Origin of the sequence: Tamlana sp. 2_MG-2023 (assembly GCF_030548465.1) — a bacterium.
Lineage (GTDB): Bacteria > Bacteroidota > Bacteroidia > Flavobacteriales > Flavobacteriaceae > Pseudotamlana.
Window position 1 is genome coordinate 19,731 of sequence record NZ_JAUOSF010000005.1, and the last position, 17,565, is coordinate 37,295.

A 17,565-nucleotide genomic window follows, 5' to 3' on the forward strand; every position below is an offset into this window, starting at 1 on the left:
ATCTATTCCTTTACTTTTATTTACTTCATTCCTAAATGATATGATACTTCTGCAGCCTAATGTAGCAAACATGCCCCCCAGTTTCTTCCTTAAATATCGGCTTCAATACGTTTTGAGCATGCTCCCCAAACGCCATTGCTGCGAATAAAATAATTAATACTCGTTTCATATTTATTTTTCCAACCAAAACCGGTAAATGTCTTTTAATTGCTGATACGCTTCCTTTTTCTCTCTACGTTCACTTACAATTCCCCATTCTCTAAATCCAGATTCTGGGGTGCCTTTGTAATTACTTCTATAATCATTGTAACTCCATAAAGACACGCCCGTAACATAAGGATAGGATTTTAGTGCTTTTAACCAGCTTAGTAAATCTTGATCTAAAACCGCATCTGGAGCCGGGCCAATTTGTCCGCGTCCTATTTCAGATAAGAAAATAGGCTTATCCGGGAACCTTTCATGCACTTTCTCCACGATTTTTAAAGCATGTCCGTAGCTATTCACCGATAAAAAATCTAGCTTTTCGTAAGGTTCATTTCCTATTTCTCCGGCTTGATAAGCGGTATTACTCACATATGTTTTTAGTCTGGTGGAATCTAAGATTGCTACATAGTCAAGCATCTCATCCACATAGTGGTACTGTTCTTTGGTTAGGTGTTGCTTACCCCATTCGGGTTCGTCGGTTCGCAATTCGTTCCCTACGCTCCAAGCCACCACACTAGGATGATTAAAATCACGCTCGACTAAGGTTTTCATCCATTGTTTCGTTATCGGGTTATTCGGTTTCGAATTCGGGTCTTTTTCACCCCAAACAGGAATTTCTTCTACCAATAAAAAGCCATTTTTATCACAAAACTCAAGGATATTTTCAGATAGTGGTGCGTGCATCAACCTCGAAAAACGCGCTCCGAGTGCCATTAAATCTTTCATATCTGCTTCTACAAGGGCATCTGGCTCGGAATTTCCGAAGTCTGGATGATCGTGTACCCGGTTTAACCCGTTTAAGCGAACGGCCTGATTGTTTAAGAAGAATTGCTCTCCGCGCACTTCAAATGTTCTTATTCCAAAAGCATCCGATTGTTCATCAAGTAACATTTCATCTAACACTAATTTACTGGTAAGCGTGTATACATATGGCTGCTCTAAATCCCAGAGTGTATAGTCGTTTAAATTCTTTTGAAAATGAAGCACCTTGTCTACCATACTGTTTGCAGGTACGCTAATCGTTTGCTTTTCCAGCTGGTCTTGTCCTTCTATTTCAGAAAGAATGCTAACTGAAGCAGCGGAATTACCCTTGTTTTCTACGCGATATTTTATAGAGAAATCCACTTTTTGAGTCTCAAAATCTGGAACTGAAGTGATCTGCTGATAAACCAATCGGACCGCTTCATCGGCGAACAAATTCACCGACCGACTAATACCGCCCCAAGCCCACCAAGCACCGCGCTTAATGGTATTATCAGCCATGACAATCAACGTATTATTGTCCTCATGATTCATTTTATCGGTAATATTAAATTCAAAAGGCAAATAACCACCCACATTTTCACCTAAGTAATGTCCGTTTAGCCACACCTTAGCAGTTTGATACACGGCATCAAACTTCAATCGGATCTGTTTATTTTTCCAAGTTTCCGGAAGCTTAAACGCTTTCTGATAATAGCCTTTACCAACATACTCCGAATAGCGCTTGGTTGTATCCCAATTCCCGGGTACGGAAAGGCTGTCCCACTGGCTATAATTGGCTTCCAACACACTCGTTTCATCTATAGAATTGGAGGCTAAGAAATGCCACGTGCCATTTAAAGATTTACTCTTTTGAAATGAAACAGCAGCAGTTGTATTGCTCCCATTTTCGCCACAGGACCAAAGTAAACTCGCCATAAAAATTAAGGTAAAAAACCGATGCATATTTTTATTTTTCTTTAGTGATTTTTAATGGTATTTGAATATTAAAGGCATGACGTACATTGTTAACGTCAATGGTATCTGCCGCACAAAGCAAGGCTACGGGCTCGCCATTTTCGATAAACACTTGCGGACGCTCTAAATGATCGAATTTTGTGGTACTGCCATCGTCCCATGTTACGGTTCTATCAGAAACTTGGAAATATTTTCCCTTGTTCCAGGCTATACCATCTTCCGATTCGTAATGCACCAAAGAAAACAAGCGCTTATTCCCTTCAAACTTAATACGTTTTACAATCGCTCTATATTTTCCATCCTGATACCAAATATAAGGGTCTTCTGCAGGAAATCGTTCTCCAGAAAACACAAACACAGGATCCGGAAATTTCTTAAATGGCCCTGTCGGACTGTCTCCAATAGCAACCATGTGCACCACCGGCCCTCCGGCAGGTAATTCGTGTGCTTTTCCAACCGCTTTGTAAACCATTAGAATTTTGCCATCCGGCATTTCGCAAACTGACGGGTTAGATGTCATTAAGGCATCATGGGCAGTATCGTCATGATGCGTTATGTCTAACACCGGCTTATCTAAGCGCGTCCATGGTCCATTCGGATTATCGGCTACAGCCACACCAATACGTTGATTATTTCTATGTTGCCAGTTAATTTTTGCCTTACCGGGCTCACTTACAACTTCTTTATCGCCTGTATTCCCCATGTAATACAAATAATATCTATCCCTAATTTTTAAGATGGTCGGATTGTGGGTGGTTGCTCCATCCCAAAACTCCTTTCCTCTATCGGCTAAAGCCACATCGTGAAATGTAAAAGGCCCGAACGGTGTCGGCGCTGTGGCATGTGCAATTTCTGAATAATTCACCCATTCCCAACCTATTTTTTTAGGCCATCTGGAATAATACATATGATACAAGCCATCGTCCCCTTTAACCAAACTGCCGCCCCAAACACTCTTACCATCCTCTTTAAAGATGGCTGATTTAGACACCTTCCCTAAGGCGATGTTATAATGAGCGAGGTGTTCGGTTTGTTTAACTTCTGATACCTCTTTGGTTTTCTGCTTACAAGAAATCAGCAGCGCCAGTACACAAAGGCTTGATATTAATAATTTCATTTCTATTATTTTAGGTAATCACTTGTTTCATTAATCTTACTTTTCGACCGTATACGTTGGCGACCAACTACTGGTTCCTGCCTTACTATGTCTTTTCATTTTAAAATATAGTGGTGCTTCGTTTAATGACTCGTCTAAATCTATCGTCATCATCCCTCTCACATTTGTGGTAAACGATTTAGACAGCTTATTTTTATTATGCCCATAGGCTACCGTGTAGGTTTCATCTTCAAAATCACTTGAATAGCCAATCACTAATTTTTGGTCGGCGATAAAGGATTCCCAGACCACAGGCGGTAAGGTTTTGTTGTTTAAAGTCACACTCACTGCTTTAGACAAATCGCTATCACCCTTTGTGTTACTAGCTATTAGGGCCACCGTATAAGACGCCGCGTTTAAATTATCTAGTACTATAAAATCTGAAATTGTGGGCTTGGTATACTGAAAACTGCCATCTTCTGTTTTATAAGCGAGTTTATATTCTTTTACACCTTTAGCGGTATCAAAATAAACTCGCATACTATTTTTCCCCGGAATTACTTGACGGATTTCAGGCGCATCAGGCACTGCAAAAAACACGTCATGTTTTGCTCTTTCGTAGCCTAAAGGATTCAGGACTTTAACCAATAATTGATACGGGTTCTCTAATCCTTTCCAATGTAATTCCCCACGCCAATCCGCTCCCGGTTTTAAGCTTGGTAAGGCGATGGTTTCCTGATGCAGAGTATCTCCTTTTTTATTACTGAACGTCGCCACAAGTCTATAATTTTTCATGCTATAACTCGGATAGTCCAATTTATCTTTCGCTACTAGGTCTACCGTAGTGGTATTTTTAGACCAATCTATTTCACCCAATTGCAATGTTTTTATCGGACTATTTTCCTTCTGAAAACGCTCGAACAAACGTCTTTTTTGCCCCCAAACATTCACTACGCCCCACACGCGATTTTCTTCGGCAGAAGTTCCCGCGTAACCACTTCTATAATCGTTAAAAGTCCACATGGAAGTACCGATTACAAATTCATTTTTTCCTCTAAAATGCGCGTTCCATTCTGAAACTATGGGCTTGTCGCCATCTAAAGAGGCTGTGGGATAGGGGTTGAAACCATACTCCGAAATAAACACGGGTTTGGTAGGCCATTTTGCTCTCAGGGTATTTAAAATCTCCTGAGGGTCTCCCTGCCAGCGATACATATTATGCATGATAATATCGACATGTGTATTGGGGTCGGTTGTTCTGGTGTAAGTTTCCTTTTGCCCAGAATTACTAACACAGGTTAACAAGCGATGTCCATCTAATTCCGTGCGCACATAAGCCATCATATTTTTAGCATAATCGTAATGATGCGCTAATTCATTTCCCACACTCCAGCCAATAATACTGGGGTGATTGCGGTCTCTTTCAATCATTTCTTTTAACCAGGATTTGATTAAAGGATAATCGGGAGCAGAAAATTCTGGATTGGTTAAATCCCGAACATTAATTTCTTCAAAGAGTAAAATCCCTTTTTTATCACATAACTCAATCAGTTTTTCATTTTGAGTACCATGCATAATGCGCATAAAATTAGCTCCGGAAGCTTTCATTAAATCGACATCGCGTTCTAAAATGTGCATAGGTTCCGAAGAGCCGTAATACCGATTTTCACTAACCCGATTAAAACCGCCTGTTCGAATGGCTTCTCCGTTTAAAAGCAATTCCGAATCGGTAACCTCTATTTTTCGAATGCCGAAGGTGTCGTCTTCAATATCTAAGGCTTCATCAGCATTCGACATGCTAGTTTGCAAACTGTATAACTTCGGATTATCGAAATGCCATAATTGGACATCCTCTGCTTTTAAAATGGTTTTTAAGGTCACCGTTTTTGTACTATTTGCAGGAACTTCAATAGTATTCGCCTCCAAAGTCACACTAGGAATGTCTTTTATTTTAGACAGCACATGCACTGTTTTGGCAACCTGAGCATTGTTTTCTATAGTCACCTTTAAAGTTACCGCTGCCGTACCCGTTTCTAAATCTGGTTCTGCATGTATGTATTGATTTTTTATGCGAACATCAGTATCTTTTGCAAGCGTAACATCTCGAATAATTCCGCCCCAATTCCAAGTAGCGCCAACAATAAACGCGTTATCGACAGCAACGGCTATGATATTTTTTTCGCCGAATTTCAGTTTATCTGTAATATCAAATTCAAATGGCGTTAATCCTCCTTGATGCTTGCCTACAAATTCGCCATTCACATAAATTTTAGCCAGATGATACACTGCACCAAATTGAATCCGGATGCGCTCATCATTTTTAGCCGTCCAATCCCTTGGAAGAGTAAACGATTTACGATACCAGCCTATTCCGGTATAATTGGAGTAATCATTTATCATGCCCCAATGCCCAGGCACTTTAAGGTCGTGCCATTGGCTGTCGTTAAATTCGGGTAAGTAAACTTGATTGGGTAAGGTTTTTGCCTGCTTGTAAGCCTTTTCAGAAATGGGCTTAAATAATACGGCATCTGCCGCCACTTGCCCTTCCGTGGTAGCTGTAAGTTCTATATAATTCTTGTCGTTTTTATCAAATTTATATATTCCAACACTAATCCATTCTCCACAAAAAATACGCTGGCTCATATAGCTTGTTGTTAAACCTTCGGCATGACTGATGTTGCATTGCGCTGTAAGATGACTCGCAAAAGGGTATTTTACAAAAGCTTCGTAATAGCCTGAGGTTTTTAAATGCGGATAAAAACGCACGTAATTGTCTTGGCTTTCTCCCAGCTTAAAATGACGCGACAAATAATCTTTTTTATAAAAGCTCGTCGCTCTTTCGGCATTGGTTTTTGTGCTCCAATTTCCTTTTACAACAACCTGTTGAGCATCTGAATTATCTATAATAACATCGGATGCTGTTTCGGTGACATTCAAATAATTATAGCCTTGACCATCTATAGTGCTAAACTTCCATGTGCCATTTAAGGAATAATTTCCTTCTGAAGTTTTTGTTGCGCTTTGTGCATGGCACATGCTTATACAACACAATAACATGATGATGTTAAGTACACCGCTGATAATGGATTTATGTTGCAATTTAGTATTCATTTTAACCTATTATTAAACTATTGTTTTAGCTACAAACCACCTCAAAAATGGTAGCTGGTGTGGTTTGTGATGGATGTTTTACTTCAATGATAAGCCCTTCCGTTTCAATAGGTTTTTCTAGTTTCCAATTGTTAATGGTTTGGTAGTTCCCCGTTTGTTCTACCAAAAGCTCCCCCTCTATTGTTTTAATGGTATACTCTTGTAAACACTGCGGTACAATCGCGTCGTAATGTCCAAATTGAACCGACTCCATGGCATGATCGTAATCGCCATCTAAAAACAATTTTATATTAGAAACACGCTGTTTTTTAGCCCATGTTATTGTAAGTGATGGTTGTTCATCTTTTAAGTCGGCTGTCCAAGAATTGGCCGTTCTCCATGGTCTAACATAGCCATTACAAATATTTTCAGGATGGTAAGCCTGAAGCACCGGACTGATTTCCATAGCCATGTGTTTCCCTGCCGGACGTCGGTAAGGAATCCAAAACTCGAAAGTGTCTACGCCTAAACCTTCCGGCGGGGTTTGTTTCCCTTTATTGGAAACCGCTTTGTTCACACCATTAAAAACAGCCAAAACACCCGAATATAATTGGTCACTTTCTTGAATACTCAAGTTTTTATTCGCCATAAAACACACAAAGGCATATTGTTCTTTTTCTAAAGTTTTATTGAAGGAAACCGTCACAAATTGTTCCCCTTTTTCCACAGCAATGCTTTGCGTTTCTAAGGTAATTTCAGGGGTGTAATTTTTATCCTGTTTTGCTATACGCAATTCCACTTGAAGTTTAGTTGCTTCTGTAGCTTTTACAGCAAGTTTAAAGGTATATGCTGTTTCCTTTTGTAAAGGCAACAACATAGCCGCAGAAGTATTTAAAGGCAACCAATCGCCATTAAAAGCGATTTCTGACAAATTATTAGTAGAAGACGCGGTCACCTTGGCTTTAGTTACCAAATTACTTTCTGGTAAAATAGGTGTATCGCATATACTTTGTCCTTCTAAATTTAATTCATTTTGAAGGTCTTTAATCAACCCATGCTCCAAAATATCGGCAGGACGAATTTGTTTCGCTTTACACAAAGTCGCCGCCATACCTACTGCCTGAGCGGTAAATCCTGTAGTTGCCATAACCCGTGTAGAACCAAACGCCACATGTGATGCACTAATAATACGTCCGGCCAAAAACAGATTATCGATATCTTTAGGAATTAAACTGCGATACGGAATATCGTACACGCCTTTAGAGTGCCACTGGGTACAACCAGATTTTTCGCTATAGACGCCATCGGCAGGATGTAAATCTATCGCCCAACCTCCAAAAGCAATGGCATCGTGAAAGCGCTTCTGACCAATAACATCTTGTTGGGTCATCATATACAAACCATCAAAGCGTCTGCTTTCGCGTTTCCCAGGAATATTCCCAACCCATTCTAGGGTTAAATCGTCTACATCTTCAAAGGCACCTGAATTCTTTATATAATCCCAAACGCCATAAACCACTTTCCATAATTCGTGTTTAATTTCTTCGGTATCGTGAATGGTATCTTTTCTTCCGCCGTACTCCAACCACCAAAATCGGCAACCGGTATCGTCTTTTTCGATGACTTTATATCTGGGAATCGAAGTAATATCTTTTAAGGCAAATTCTGGAGCCACATACTTTACAGGTTCAGGAGCGCGCTTGCTATAAAAGAAAATAGAATGGCCTAACAATTCGCCGTAAGACTCGTCTGGGGCAAACAATTCGCCAAACTCCTCCTTGCTTTCTGCTCCTATTCTAAAACTAGCACCAGCTTGGAACGCCACTATCCCATCGCCTGAGGCATCACAAAATAAAGGCGCCGAAATAACATAATGCGTTGCGTTTTGCGAGTTAAAAGCTTTAACTGATTTTATCTGCTTGGCATCTTTTTTTTCGACTTCGTAAACTGCTGTATTTAACAATAAGGTGATGTTTGGCTCTTGCATGACCTTATCCAATAAAACCGTATCGAATACTACAGCGTTCCCTTCCTTATTTCTATATAAATTTTCGACAAAAATCTCATTGGTTACACCACCTTCTCGCGACCAACGGTTATTATTCCCCATGTGCGAGGTGGCTCCCAAAGCCCAAAGTCGGACTTCTGAAGAGGCGTTCCCTCCTAAAACCGGCCTATCTTGAACCAAAATGGTTTTAGTTCCTTTTCTCGCCGCCGTAATGGCCGCACAAACACCAGCCATACCACCACCTACGACTACAAATTCCGTTTGTAACTCTAGTGTTTTATTCGATCGTCTTTCGGGGTTAAAATGTTGTGTAATCATGCTTATTGAATTGCTTAGCTGTTTTCCTATTTGTTTTTGAATATGATAATGCCACCAACTACTATGACCAAAGCACCCATGCCGCCAACTAAAGGCCCGTCTTCTGCTGCTAAAAATGACAACATTAAAATGAGTAAACCTGTTGCCGAAACACCAATACCAATAACGCGACCGCCTCGGTTATTGCTTGATTCTTTTTCGGTTTCAGTATCAATATTTGAAGTTTTTTCGGCTACCAATTTGGTATAAGTAAGGTATTGGTCAGACACCGATTGCTTTCCTGAGGCGACTATTTCATAAATCGCTAATAATACAATAGGAATGGCTATGCCAACACCCATTTCTGTTGCTCTATCTAAGGTAATACCTAGTAAATCTGGAGCAAAAAATTTAAAGAATGCGTTGATGTTTAACGAAACAATGGTAACGGTTAAGACACTTTCTCCGGTTTGCCTTTTAGAAAATAAGGCCCATAAAGGCGGTAAAAACATAGCACCTCCAGTTAAGGCAGCCAAACTCATGACCACTTCTACGATTCCACCAAAATAAGGTACCATTAAGGCTATAAGAATGGTTAATAATCCTAGAATTACAGTAGCTAGTTTTCCCACGCGTACTAACTTCTCATCTGTTGTATCGGGTTTAATCGCACGGTATAAATCATTAGCCAATACTCCAGCCGAGATGTTTAAAGTTGTATTTACCGAACTCGATGTGGCAAATACCATCCCGCCTAGCATTAGGCCCAACATACCAACGGGCAGCACTTCTTTGCACATTAATAAATAAGCACCTTCATTGGCTAAGCCCGATAAATCGGGATTTAAAACACGATAAATCATGGGCGGCAACATCCAAATTAACGGACTAATACTATATAAACCACCAAAGAGCCAACCTACCTTTTTCGCGTCTTTTGGCGTGGCGACACTGGTATAGCGTTGCACGTATGCCCAGTTTCCTGCTATAAAAAACAGATTATACAAGCCGAATGCCACTAAAAACCCAGGTGTATATTCCTCGTTTACGAGATTGAAAAAATTGTCAGGAGCTTTCGCTATAAAATTATCTATCCCGCCTATTTTCTTAAACGACAGCGGCACCACAATTAACACAGCAGCTGTGAGTACAACAAATTGTAGAACATCGGTAACAATTACGGCCCACAAGCCACCTACAGTAGTATAGATTAATATTAAAATTCCTAAGAAAATGATGCTTGCTGTAATCGGAATTCCCGTAGAGACTTCAACAATTTTAGCCACCGGGTATAAAAAGGCTCCTGTAGTAAATATGGAAATGGATAAAAATAAATAGGTGTATATTTTTTGAGTTGCTAAGCCTAAGCGGTCTGTAATAAATTCTGCAGCCGTTAAAGCCTTGGTTTTTTGCCATTTCGGAGCAATAAAAAACCCAATGATAATCCCGGCAATACACATGGTCCATTGAATGGCAATGGCCACCCAGCCACTTTTATAGGCAATCGAGCCCCAAACCACGAAAGTACCAGCCGAGAAAAAACTCATAAATAAGGACAAACCACTCATCCACCACGGCAAGGCACCACCAGCAGCAAAATAAGACTTCATGTTTTTACCCGATTTTGAGAAACTCATACCGCAGATAAAAACCAAAGCTGTAAATATTAGAATAACCGAAATATCAATGCTGCCCATGACTTTATAATAATTTACAGCAAATTAATCATAATAAAACAGACAAAATGCTTTAGTATGAATTCTGCCCTTCGGAAACGTTTCCGAACATAATTTATTTACCGGAAACGTTTCCGAAAATTGTCGGAAATAAATTTTTAGAGTACTTTCAACACATGAAGCATATCACCATAAAAGACTTAGCAAAAACGTTAAACGTTTCAATTTCTACTGTATCGCGCGCTTTTAATAATAAATATGATATTAAACCAGAAACGCGAGATTTGATCTTACAAAAGGCAGAAGAATTAGGATACAGACCCAATCCGATTGCTCGGAAGTTAATTCAGCAACGCTCCTTTAATATAGGCGTTGTGGTTCCTGAATTTGAGAATAGCTTCTTTCCAAAGGTATTAATGGGGGCTCAAGAAATTTTACACGACAAGGGGTACCAAGTCCTCATGATGCAATCGAACTACTCCTGGGAAATTGAAAAGAAAAATGTAGAAACCTTGGTTGATAATAAAGTAGACGGTTTAATTATTTCACTCACCTCGGAAAATAAAAATAACAGCTATTACAAAAGTCTGATAGACCAAAATATCCCGATAGTATTTTTTAACCGTACAGTAGACGATATTCCCGCTTCTCAGGTGTTATTTGACGATTTCAAGTGGGCTTTATTTGCTACGGAACACTTAATTATGCAAGGCTACCAAAATATTGTTCATTTAAAAGGTAGTGAAAATCTAAATTTAACCCAAAATCGAGTAAGTGGATTTCAACAAGCTCATAGAAAACACAGAGTTAAACCCGGAAAAATAATTCCCTGTGGTTTTAGAACTAAAGATGGAGAGCGTGTTGCCCAACAATTGATTGACAATAATGAAGTGCCTAGAGCTATTTTTGCAGCCAACGATTCCTGTGCTATAGGTGCTATGAACATATTTAAACAAAGCGGCTATCACATTCCTAATGATATTGCGATGGTTGGTTTTACAGAATCTAACTTGGCAAAACACATTCACCCTAGCCTTACTTCTGTAGAACAACCCACTAAAGACATAGGGCAAACGGCAGCAAACCTATTACTTGAACAAATTGCAAACAAAGGCATTTTTGTACCCCAAACCATATTTTTAAATGGCCGATTAAATGTTAGAGATTCGTCCATTAATCATTTGCAGAAAAACGTTTAACTTTTCCTTTTTTGGTCGGCCTACCATTCTATTTAGTACACCAACTAAGACTAAATTCTGCCTTCATTTTTAGTATAAATCATTTGTTATCGCTTAATAGCCATTTCACCCCATCACCCCATAAGAGATTAAGTAGTTTTGAGGTCTAAACAAACTATGCGATGACCAAAAACATTTTAATCTTATTGCTTTTTTGTAGCAGCCTAAACTACGCTCAGAAGAATACTTTAACTGCAGGTTTCGAAACTGGCGATCGTACAAAAACCAACCTCAAACATAATTAAAATCTCATTTATGCGATTTAGAATCCCCACTTACTGCAATTGATTATGATGACAGCAGTTGCCTGTGCCTTGTGCCAAATACCTGATGTTTTAAAGGCAGGTTAGGTTCTTGATAATCTAAACTTAAATCACAATCAAATCGCGCTATAATAGAATAACCTTTACCTCGGGTTCCTGCATTTATAAAATGCGATAGACCCCAAGTGAATCATCTACGATTTTTAGTATCGGTAAAGGCATCAGCGGTATATGATGTTCCGGCAACAGGTGTTAAGGACTATGTTTGCTATTCTTTTATGAATTTAACCGTTTTAGATACATCATTATTGTTTAATTTGAGGATGTATAATCCTGTTGATAAGGCATCAATATTTAAACCAGCACGATGTTCACTAATACGAATATTCGTGTTTTTAACTAGTCTCCCTTGCATATTATAAATCTTCAAATCATAAGAACCATCTGGTATTCCAGATAATAATAATTGAGAATTCGCCTGATTGGAATAAACAACGAGTGTTTTATTTGAGTCTGAAGTTTTATTAAAATTTGAACTTTTTAATTCTTCGGTTATTTTAAATTTCTGCCAGTCTGTTGCTTCCGCACTTGTACAAGTCATATCGTTACGTACATACAAACCATTACTTCCTTTTAATGCATATACGCCATTGCTGCCTTCTAAAGTGAACTTTTCCCATTCTCCAATGCTACTCCTGTTGCAGGTCATTGTTTTAGTTCCATTTTCTGAACTTACATATTTCCCATTACTTCCTTTTATAGAAATTACGTTTCCATTCCCTATTTGCCCGATAATCTCAAATTTTTCTAGAAAATCTACCGCAGTTCTGTTACATATCATATAATTTTCATCAGCAGAACTTATATATTTTTCACTTCCTTGGTTTTGAAAAGAAACATCATTGATACTGAATTTAAATTTCTGCCAATCCGTTGCTTCAGCACTTGTGCAAGTCATATCATCAAAAAAAATTGTTTGGCATTGGTGATATCTTGTTTGATGAATTTCTAGCCGAAATTAAAACTCTCTATAATTCCAGGACCTGTATTTTATTCTTGAGTACAAGAAAACAAAAATAATAAAGTAAGGATGATGGAACTCAATTTTAGGAATTACATATATTTCTTATTTGCGTAATCCAAACTCAGGATTTAGTTGCTAGGCTTATAATCAAACCATTCAAATTTTGCTGATTTTTTAGAGGTTTTACCAGAAGATGTTGCATACATACCAACATATACTCCATTGTATTTTTGGGCAACCTCATCGGATACTATGGTATAATCTTGAATGGCACCAATAGGTTTTAAATCGGTTTCGTTTTCACCATATAAAAATTGTACGTCAAGTTCATCTACTTTAGCTCCAAGCACTACGTTATTTTTAGAGTAAGGAATAGAAGCTATAAGTTCAGGCTCAAAAAATCCATTAAGTACTTTTTGATATGTTTTTATTAATACTATTTTGTCTTTAGTTTTTAATAGTTGATAATTATTTCCGGTTTTGCGGTAAATGGCTAAGCCAGCTTTCTCGTTTTCCTTTTTAGTTTTAAATGAGAGTTTGGTAGTCGATTGATAACTGAAGTTACGTGTTCGTTGCGCAATATAGGATGGATTTACAAGTTCGTTAACCGTTTCAGGACGTAATTTAATCTCCAGTTCCCCATCTTTAAGTGTATACCATTGCTCTCTTGGACTACGAAGAAAATTCCATTCTAAACCTAGCGTTTTGTTTTGAAACTCATCGCGTTCTTTAAGCTTTGGAACTGGTGTCCAGGGTAAATTAGGGCGTTTCTGTTCCAATTGTAGCAAACCGATTCCAGGATTAAAAATTGGTGTAACACCACTTTCCTGCTGTGTCATGATTACTTTGGCAAGAAAAGTCTCTCGAGCTAAGGTCACGTAATTTTTAGTAAGCCTTTTTGCTAACATAACACTCCACCAATTACCATTCTGTGTTTGTACTAAATCGGCATGTCCTGTTTGTATTATAGGATATGTTTTAGCTAAATGGCGATGTGTCATTACAGGGTTTGTATGATTTGGAATATAAGGTCCCCACAATTTTTTACTATTAAAAACGGTCACTGCGTGAAATTCTCCAGTGCCTCCTTCACCAATTAACAACAAATATTCATTATTTATTTTATAAATATGTGGTCCTTCTGCCCAACGTGCATTAGACGCATGACCATAGGTTAATTGTTTTTTTTCTCCTAGCAAAACACCTGTATCTGGATCTATTTCCTGCATCCAAACACCATTTTTTCCTGGCCACTCTTTTTTCGTACCATCTATTATCCCTGCTCCAGTGTAATAACAACGTCCGTCATCATCCCAAAATAAGGAAGGGTCAATTCCAGGAGCGTCTTTAATCCACATGGGAGCACTCCATGGTCCCTCTGGGTTTTTAGCAGTAATTATAAAGTTACCCTGTTGACCTACCATTGTTGTAATGATGTAAAATGTTCCTTTGTGGTAACGAATGGTAGGAGCAAAAATTCCTGCGGAGTTATTTAGTCCATCTTTATATTTTATTTGGTCTGGACGACATAAACCATGCCCTATTTTTTCCCAATTCACTAAGTCCTTACTTTTGTGTATTGGCAAACCAGGATACCATTCAAAACTAGAATTTACCATATAATAGGTGTCATCTACTCTACAGATTGAGGGATCGGGATAAAAGCCCGATAATATTGGATTTTTAAAAACCTCTGGAGGTTGTTGTGCATATATTTTACTCGTGAGTAAAATTAATACGAACAATAACCATCTATACAGATGATATTTTTTCATTTTTAACTAATATTAAATACAGCCATGTTCAAGTCATAAGTGCAACAGGCCAAGTTGATTTTAACTTTTCTATAGGGCTAATTTAACCAAACTTTCCTAATTCGACTTGCAACAAAAAAACTGGACAATTAGTTGAATGACTATGGAGCTAGTTCAAGATAGTAATCAGGTTGCCGAATTTTTAGAATTATCTGTAGCTGCTATTTATTCTTATAAAACTAGAATAAAGAATAAGTCTAAGTTTAGAGATAATTTCGAAAATAAAATTATGGAAATAAAACCGTTTAAGGTTAAGGAGTAGCGGTTAAAATGATTTCTGAATCTAAAGTCTCACGAATGCTTTCGGCTCTATTAATTTTGATGTCACTTTTACAATTTAATTTTTCGCTTTGTTAGTGAGAATTTCATAGGTTTTCTAAAAACAAAAAAAGCCCAGCAAGAAGCTAGACTTTTTCCAAATTCACTTAAAATTTGATGTTTTCTATTTTAAAATCAGTTTTTTAGCGATAGATGTTGTTCCAGAATTAAACTGAATCACATACATACCAGAATTTAATGATGATAAATCAAGGGTTTTATTATAGAAGCCTGCATTACTGTTTAGTGTCGTTTCAAACACTTTTTGTCCTGTAGTAGCGTAAACAGCGAGATTGTTATTGCTAGAACTTAAAGCATTAACGTCATAGATTAAGTTAATGATTTTATCTGTTGAAGGATTTGGGTAAATACCAAAAGAGACACCTTCTGAAACCTGATCAATGCTTAATGTTGAAGTCACGTCTTTAAATTTAAAAGTGACATCTCCAGAACTACTTCCTGCGAAGGCAGTGAAATACATTCTGTACACTGTGCCATCTGCATATTTTACATAGTAGGCTTGGTTTGAATTCGCATCATAAGTATATGAAGCATTTAATGTTTTCCAATCGTGTCCAATGGTATTAATATCTGTGCTGTATGTCAAACTTGGATTTGTAGCTCTAGTTGGCTCGTCGTTTTTTGCTACAGAAACCGTACTGTTATGCAATACACCGGTCACAGGGTAATAAAGTGAACCATCACCGTAATAATCGATAGCGTATTTAGTGAATACAAAATCCCAAGCTGAAGTTGCTGGTTCTGCAACCACTTCAGTAGCATTTTCTAGAGAATAATAGTTGAAACTGTTGTCTGGGTTGTTGGCATTGGCAATGGTTGCCGATTGGTCAGCGCTCCAAGTTGAAGTTGTAGCATCCCAAGTTGAAAATCTGATGGTGTATCCACCATAATAATCTTCAATGATTAATTTTCTATAAGTACCATCTGCATATTTTAATGCGAAAATTATGGAACCAGTAACGTGATGGTTGATTGGGTTGTACTCGCCCCATCCAAAAGATGCCGATCCGTTATCGAAAGCACCATTAGTCCATGCGGTATTTGAATTGTGAAGTTCGGTCCATGAAGCCTCGTTGGTCACATTAATAGTGGCCCAATCATTAATGTCGTTAGAGGCTTCAAAAACGGTAATGCCACGGCCTTCATTAGCGCGAACAGCAATATTTCTAGCATCATTTCTAAGGAAAGCGATGTCCCATGAATCTTTACCGAAAGACGAGGCTGTACCCGTATTCAATTTGTAGAACACTTGGTTCGTATAATCTGCGCCCATACTGAGGTTTGCCGTTTGTTCTTGTGCTTGTGTTAATGTGCTTACTAGAAGTAAGGCTATTAAAAATTGTAATTTTGATTTCATTGTGGTTCGTTTAAAAAATTTATAATAATTATTGAAGTAATTTGAATTCGAATTCAGGGTAGCCACGTTCGCCGTTACTGTTGGTCATGGCTAAAAATTTGAGTTTGTATAGGTTTCCGTTAGGGTCTTTTATGATGTAGAATTTATCAGAGAAAACGGTTCGTTCAAAAACATCACGCCAGTTGCTTCCTATAGTGGTTTGATCTTCTGAAAAAAGCGAAGTATTCACATCTGAAATAGAAAAATCATCATAATTATAATCAGATGTTTCTACTTGGTATGCGGTAACTCCAGCTTTTCTGTTATGAAGGACAAAGTCTGAGAAACCATAGCTTCCGGCTCCGTCTTGAAGATTTGTGAAAACTGTAAAGTTGATGTCCCATTTTTCACTTTCAGGCTCTACTGAGACTAAAGCATTACTGTTGAAGCTAAAGTGGTTAAAGTTATAATCAGGATGTTTTGAAATGGTAATTTCTTGATGAGTGTTTTCGTCTAAATCGGCGTATTGTAACATGTAATCATCGCCTGCTCTTAGTATTCTAATTTTTTTCCATCCCCTCGTATTTCCAGCTACGGCTGTACTGCCTACTGTTGGGGTGCTGGTTCCTATTTCGTATCCTAAATTAACAAGGTAAACGGGATTTTCATCGTTGTTTTCTGAGATTTCAGCAATAGCCGTTTCGTGGATGTTTCCGTTTGGAGCATCAATGTATGCGGCGTTTTCTGCGTTAAAAGTCCCAACAGCTACTTGAGATTTTAAAGACCTGACGTCATCTTCAGTGACTGCATCGATATCGGTTTCCGTTAAGGCCTTTGCAGCCATATAAACCGAACCGTTAATGGCAACTCTAAAGTTAGCCCCATTATAAAATCCTAAATCCCAAGCATCGCGTTTAACACTTGTGGCGCTTTGTGTACTTAAATCGATGTAGACTTGATTGTCTTGATTTGGTCCGCCTATTTCAGGAAGCATACTTCCGCCTTGTGCCGCCGAGCTGTTTATCGTAAAAATGCTGTTTCCTTGAACATTGGCATGTTGATAATCGATAGAAGCTATGAGGAATTCAATTTCAGTAGTTTCATCTAAAGTGGTGGTCAGCTTTTGAAATTGTATAGCACTTTGTGTCTCGCCATTAGAAATTGGAAGGCTAATAATTTGGTTAATCGCTTCTGGGATAGTGATAAAATCTTGTCCGTAAATCGCATTTTTAGCATTGATTTTAATGTTTACGCTTCCGTTTTCTATGGCCATTTCAGAATACACTAACGGAATGCTTGTATCGTTTTTGGCGTGCATTTCTGCTAAGTTTTTAGAAAGTGTTTCAAAGGCCACTACAAAAGGGTCGCTTTCTAAAGTAGTTTCCTCACTACATGAATTTAGGTTTAGCGCTAATGCTGAAAAAAGGATTAATGTAATTATTTTTATTGGTGGTTTCATGG

11 protein-coding genes are annotated in these 17,565 nt (G+C 38.2%); 2 read left to right on the forward strand and 9 right to left on the reverse strand.

Annotated features, from left to right (window positions below; all coding sequences use genetic code 11):
• Nucleotides 1-171 precede the first annotated feature (171 nt).
• From Q4566_RS09635 to Q4566_RS09655, 5 genes are read right to left on the reverse strand one after another with little or no spacing between them, the layout of a single operon-like run.
• A complete protein-coding gene (locus Q4566_RS09635; protein WP_303420577.1) occupies nucleotides 172-1,884 on the reverse strand; it encodes a glycoside hydrolase family 2 protein in 1,713 nt (570 codons plus the stop codon).
• A gap of 31 nt (nucleotides 1,885-1,915) precedes the next feature.
• Nucleotides 1,916-3,040 (reverse strand): glycoside hydrolase family protein, encoded by a 1,125-nt coding sequence (locus tag Q4566_RS09640; RefSeq protein ID WP_303420579.1) that lies wholly within the window; start codon nucleotides 3,038-3,040, stop codon nucleotides 1,916-1,918.
• A gap of 36 nt (nucleotides 3,041-3,076) precedes the next feature.
• Nucleotides 3,077-6,130 (reverse strand): glycoside hydrolase family 2 TIM barrel-domain containing protein, encoded by a 3,054-nt coding sequence (locus Q4566_RS09645; protein WP_303420581.1) that lies wholly within the window; start codon nucleotides 6,128-6,130, stop codon nucleotides 3,077-3,079.
• 25 nt (nucleotides 6,131-6,155) lie between these two features.
• Nucleotides 6,156-8,435: an FAD-dependent oxidoreductase gene (locus Q4566_RS09650; RefSeq protein WP_303420583.1), complete on the reverse strand. Its 2,280-nt coding sequence runs from the start codon at nucleotides 8,433-8,435 to the stop codon at nucleotides 6,156-6,158.
• Nucleotides 8,436-8,461: 26 nt separating this feature from the next.
• Entirely contained in the window at nucleotides 8,462-10,111 is a 1,650-nt protein-coding gene (locus Q4566_RS09655) for a sodium:solute symporter family protein (protein ID WP_303420584.1), read from the reverse strand.
• Nucleotides 10,112-10,266: 155 nt separating this feature from the next.
• Here Q4566_RS09655 and Q4566_RS09660 point away from each other — a divergent pair, with 155 nt between their 5' ends.
• Nucleotides 10,267-11,289, forward strand: a complete 1,023-nt coding sequence (locus Q4566_RS09660) for a LacI family DNA-binding transcriptional regulator (protein WP_303420586.1) — start codon at nucleotides 10,267-10,269, stop codon at nucleotides 11,287-11,289.
• 570 nt (nucleotides 11,290-11,859) lie between these two features.
• Here Q4566_RS09660 and Q4566_RS09665 read toward each other — a convergent pair.
• Nucleotides 11,860-12,549 carry a T9SS type A sorting domain-containing protein gene (locus Q4566_RS09665; protein WP_303420588.1) on the reverse strand — a complete coding sequence of 230 codons (690 nt, stop codon included), beginning with the start codon at nucleotides 12,547-12,549 and terminating at the stop codon, nucleotides 11,860-11,862.
• 194 nt (nucleotides 12,550-12,743) lie between these two features.
• Nucleotides 12,744-14,390: a glycoside hydrolase family 43 protein gene (locus tag Q4566_RS09670; protein ID WP_303420590.1), complete on the reverse strand. Its 1,647-nt coding sequence runs from the start codon at nucleotides 14,388-14,390 to the stop codon at nucleotides 12,744-12,746.
• Between the two features lie 142 nt (nucleotides 14,391-14,532).
• On the opposite strand from Q4566_RS09670, the gene Q4566_RS09675 reads away from it, so the two are divergent.
• Nucleotides 14,533-14,691, forward strand: a complete 159-nt coding sequence (locus tag Q4566_RS09675) for a hypothetical protein (RefSeq protein WP_303420592.1) — start codon at nucleotides 14,533-14,535, stop codon at nucleotides 14,689-14,691.
• A 180-nt stretch (nucleotides 14,692-14,871) separates the two neighbouring features.
• Here Q4566_RS09675 and Q4566_RS09680 read toward each other — a convergent pair whose 3' ends face one another.
• Nucleotides 14,872-16,125, reverse strand: a complete 1,254-nt coding sequence (locus Q4566_RS09680) for a T9SS type A sorting domain-containing protein (RefSeq protein ID WP_303420593.1) — start codon at nucleotides 16,123-16,125, stop codon at nucleotides 14,872-14,874.
• A gap of 28 nt (nucleotides 16,126-16,153) precedes the next feature.
• Entirely contained in the window at nucleotides 16,154-17,563 is a 1,410-nt protein-coding gene (locus tag Q4566_RS09685; protein WP_303420595.1) for an HmuY family protein, read from the reverse strand.
• Between the last annotated feature and the right edge of the window lie 2 nt (nucleotides 17,564-17,565).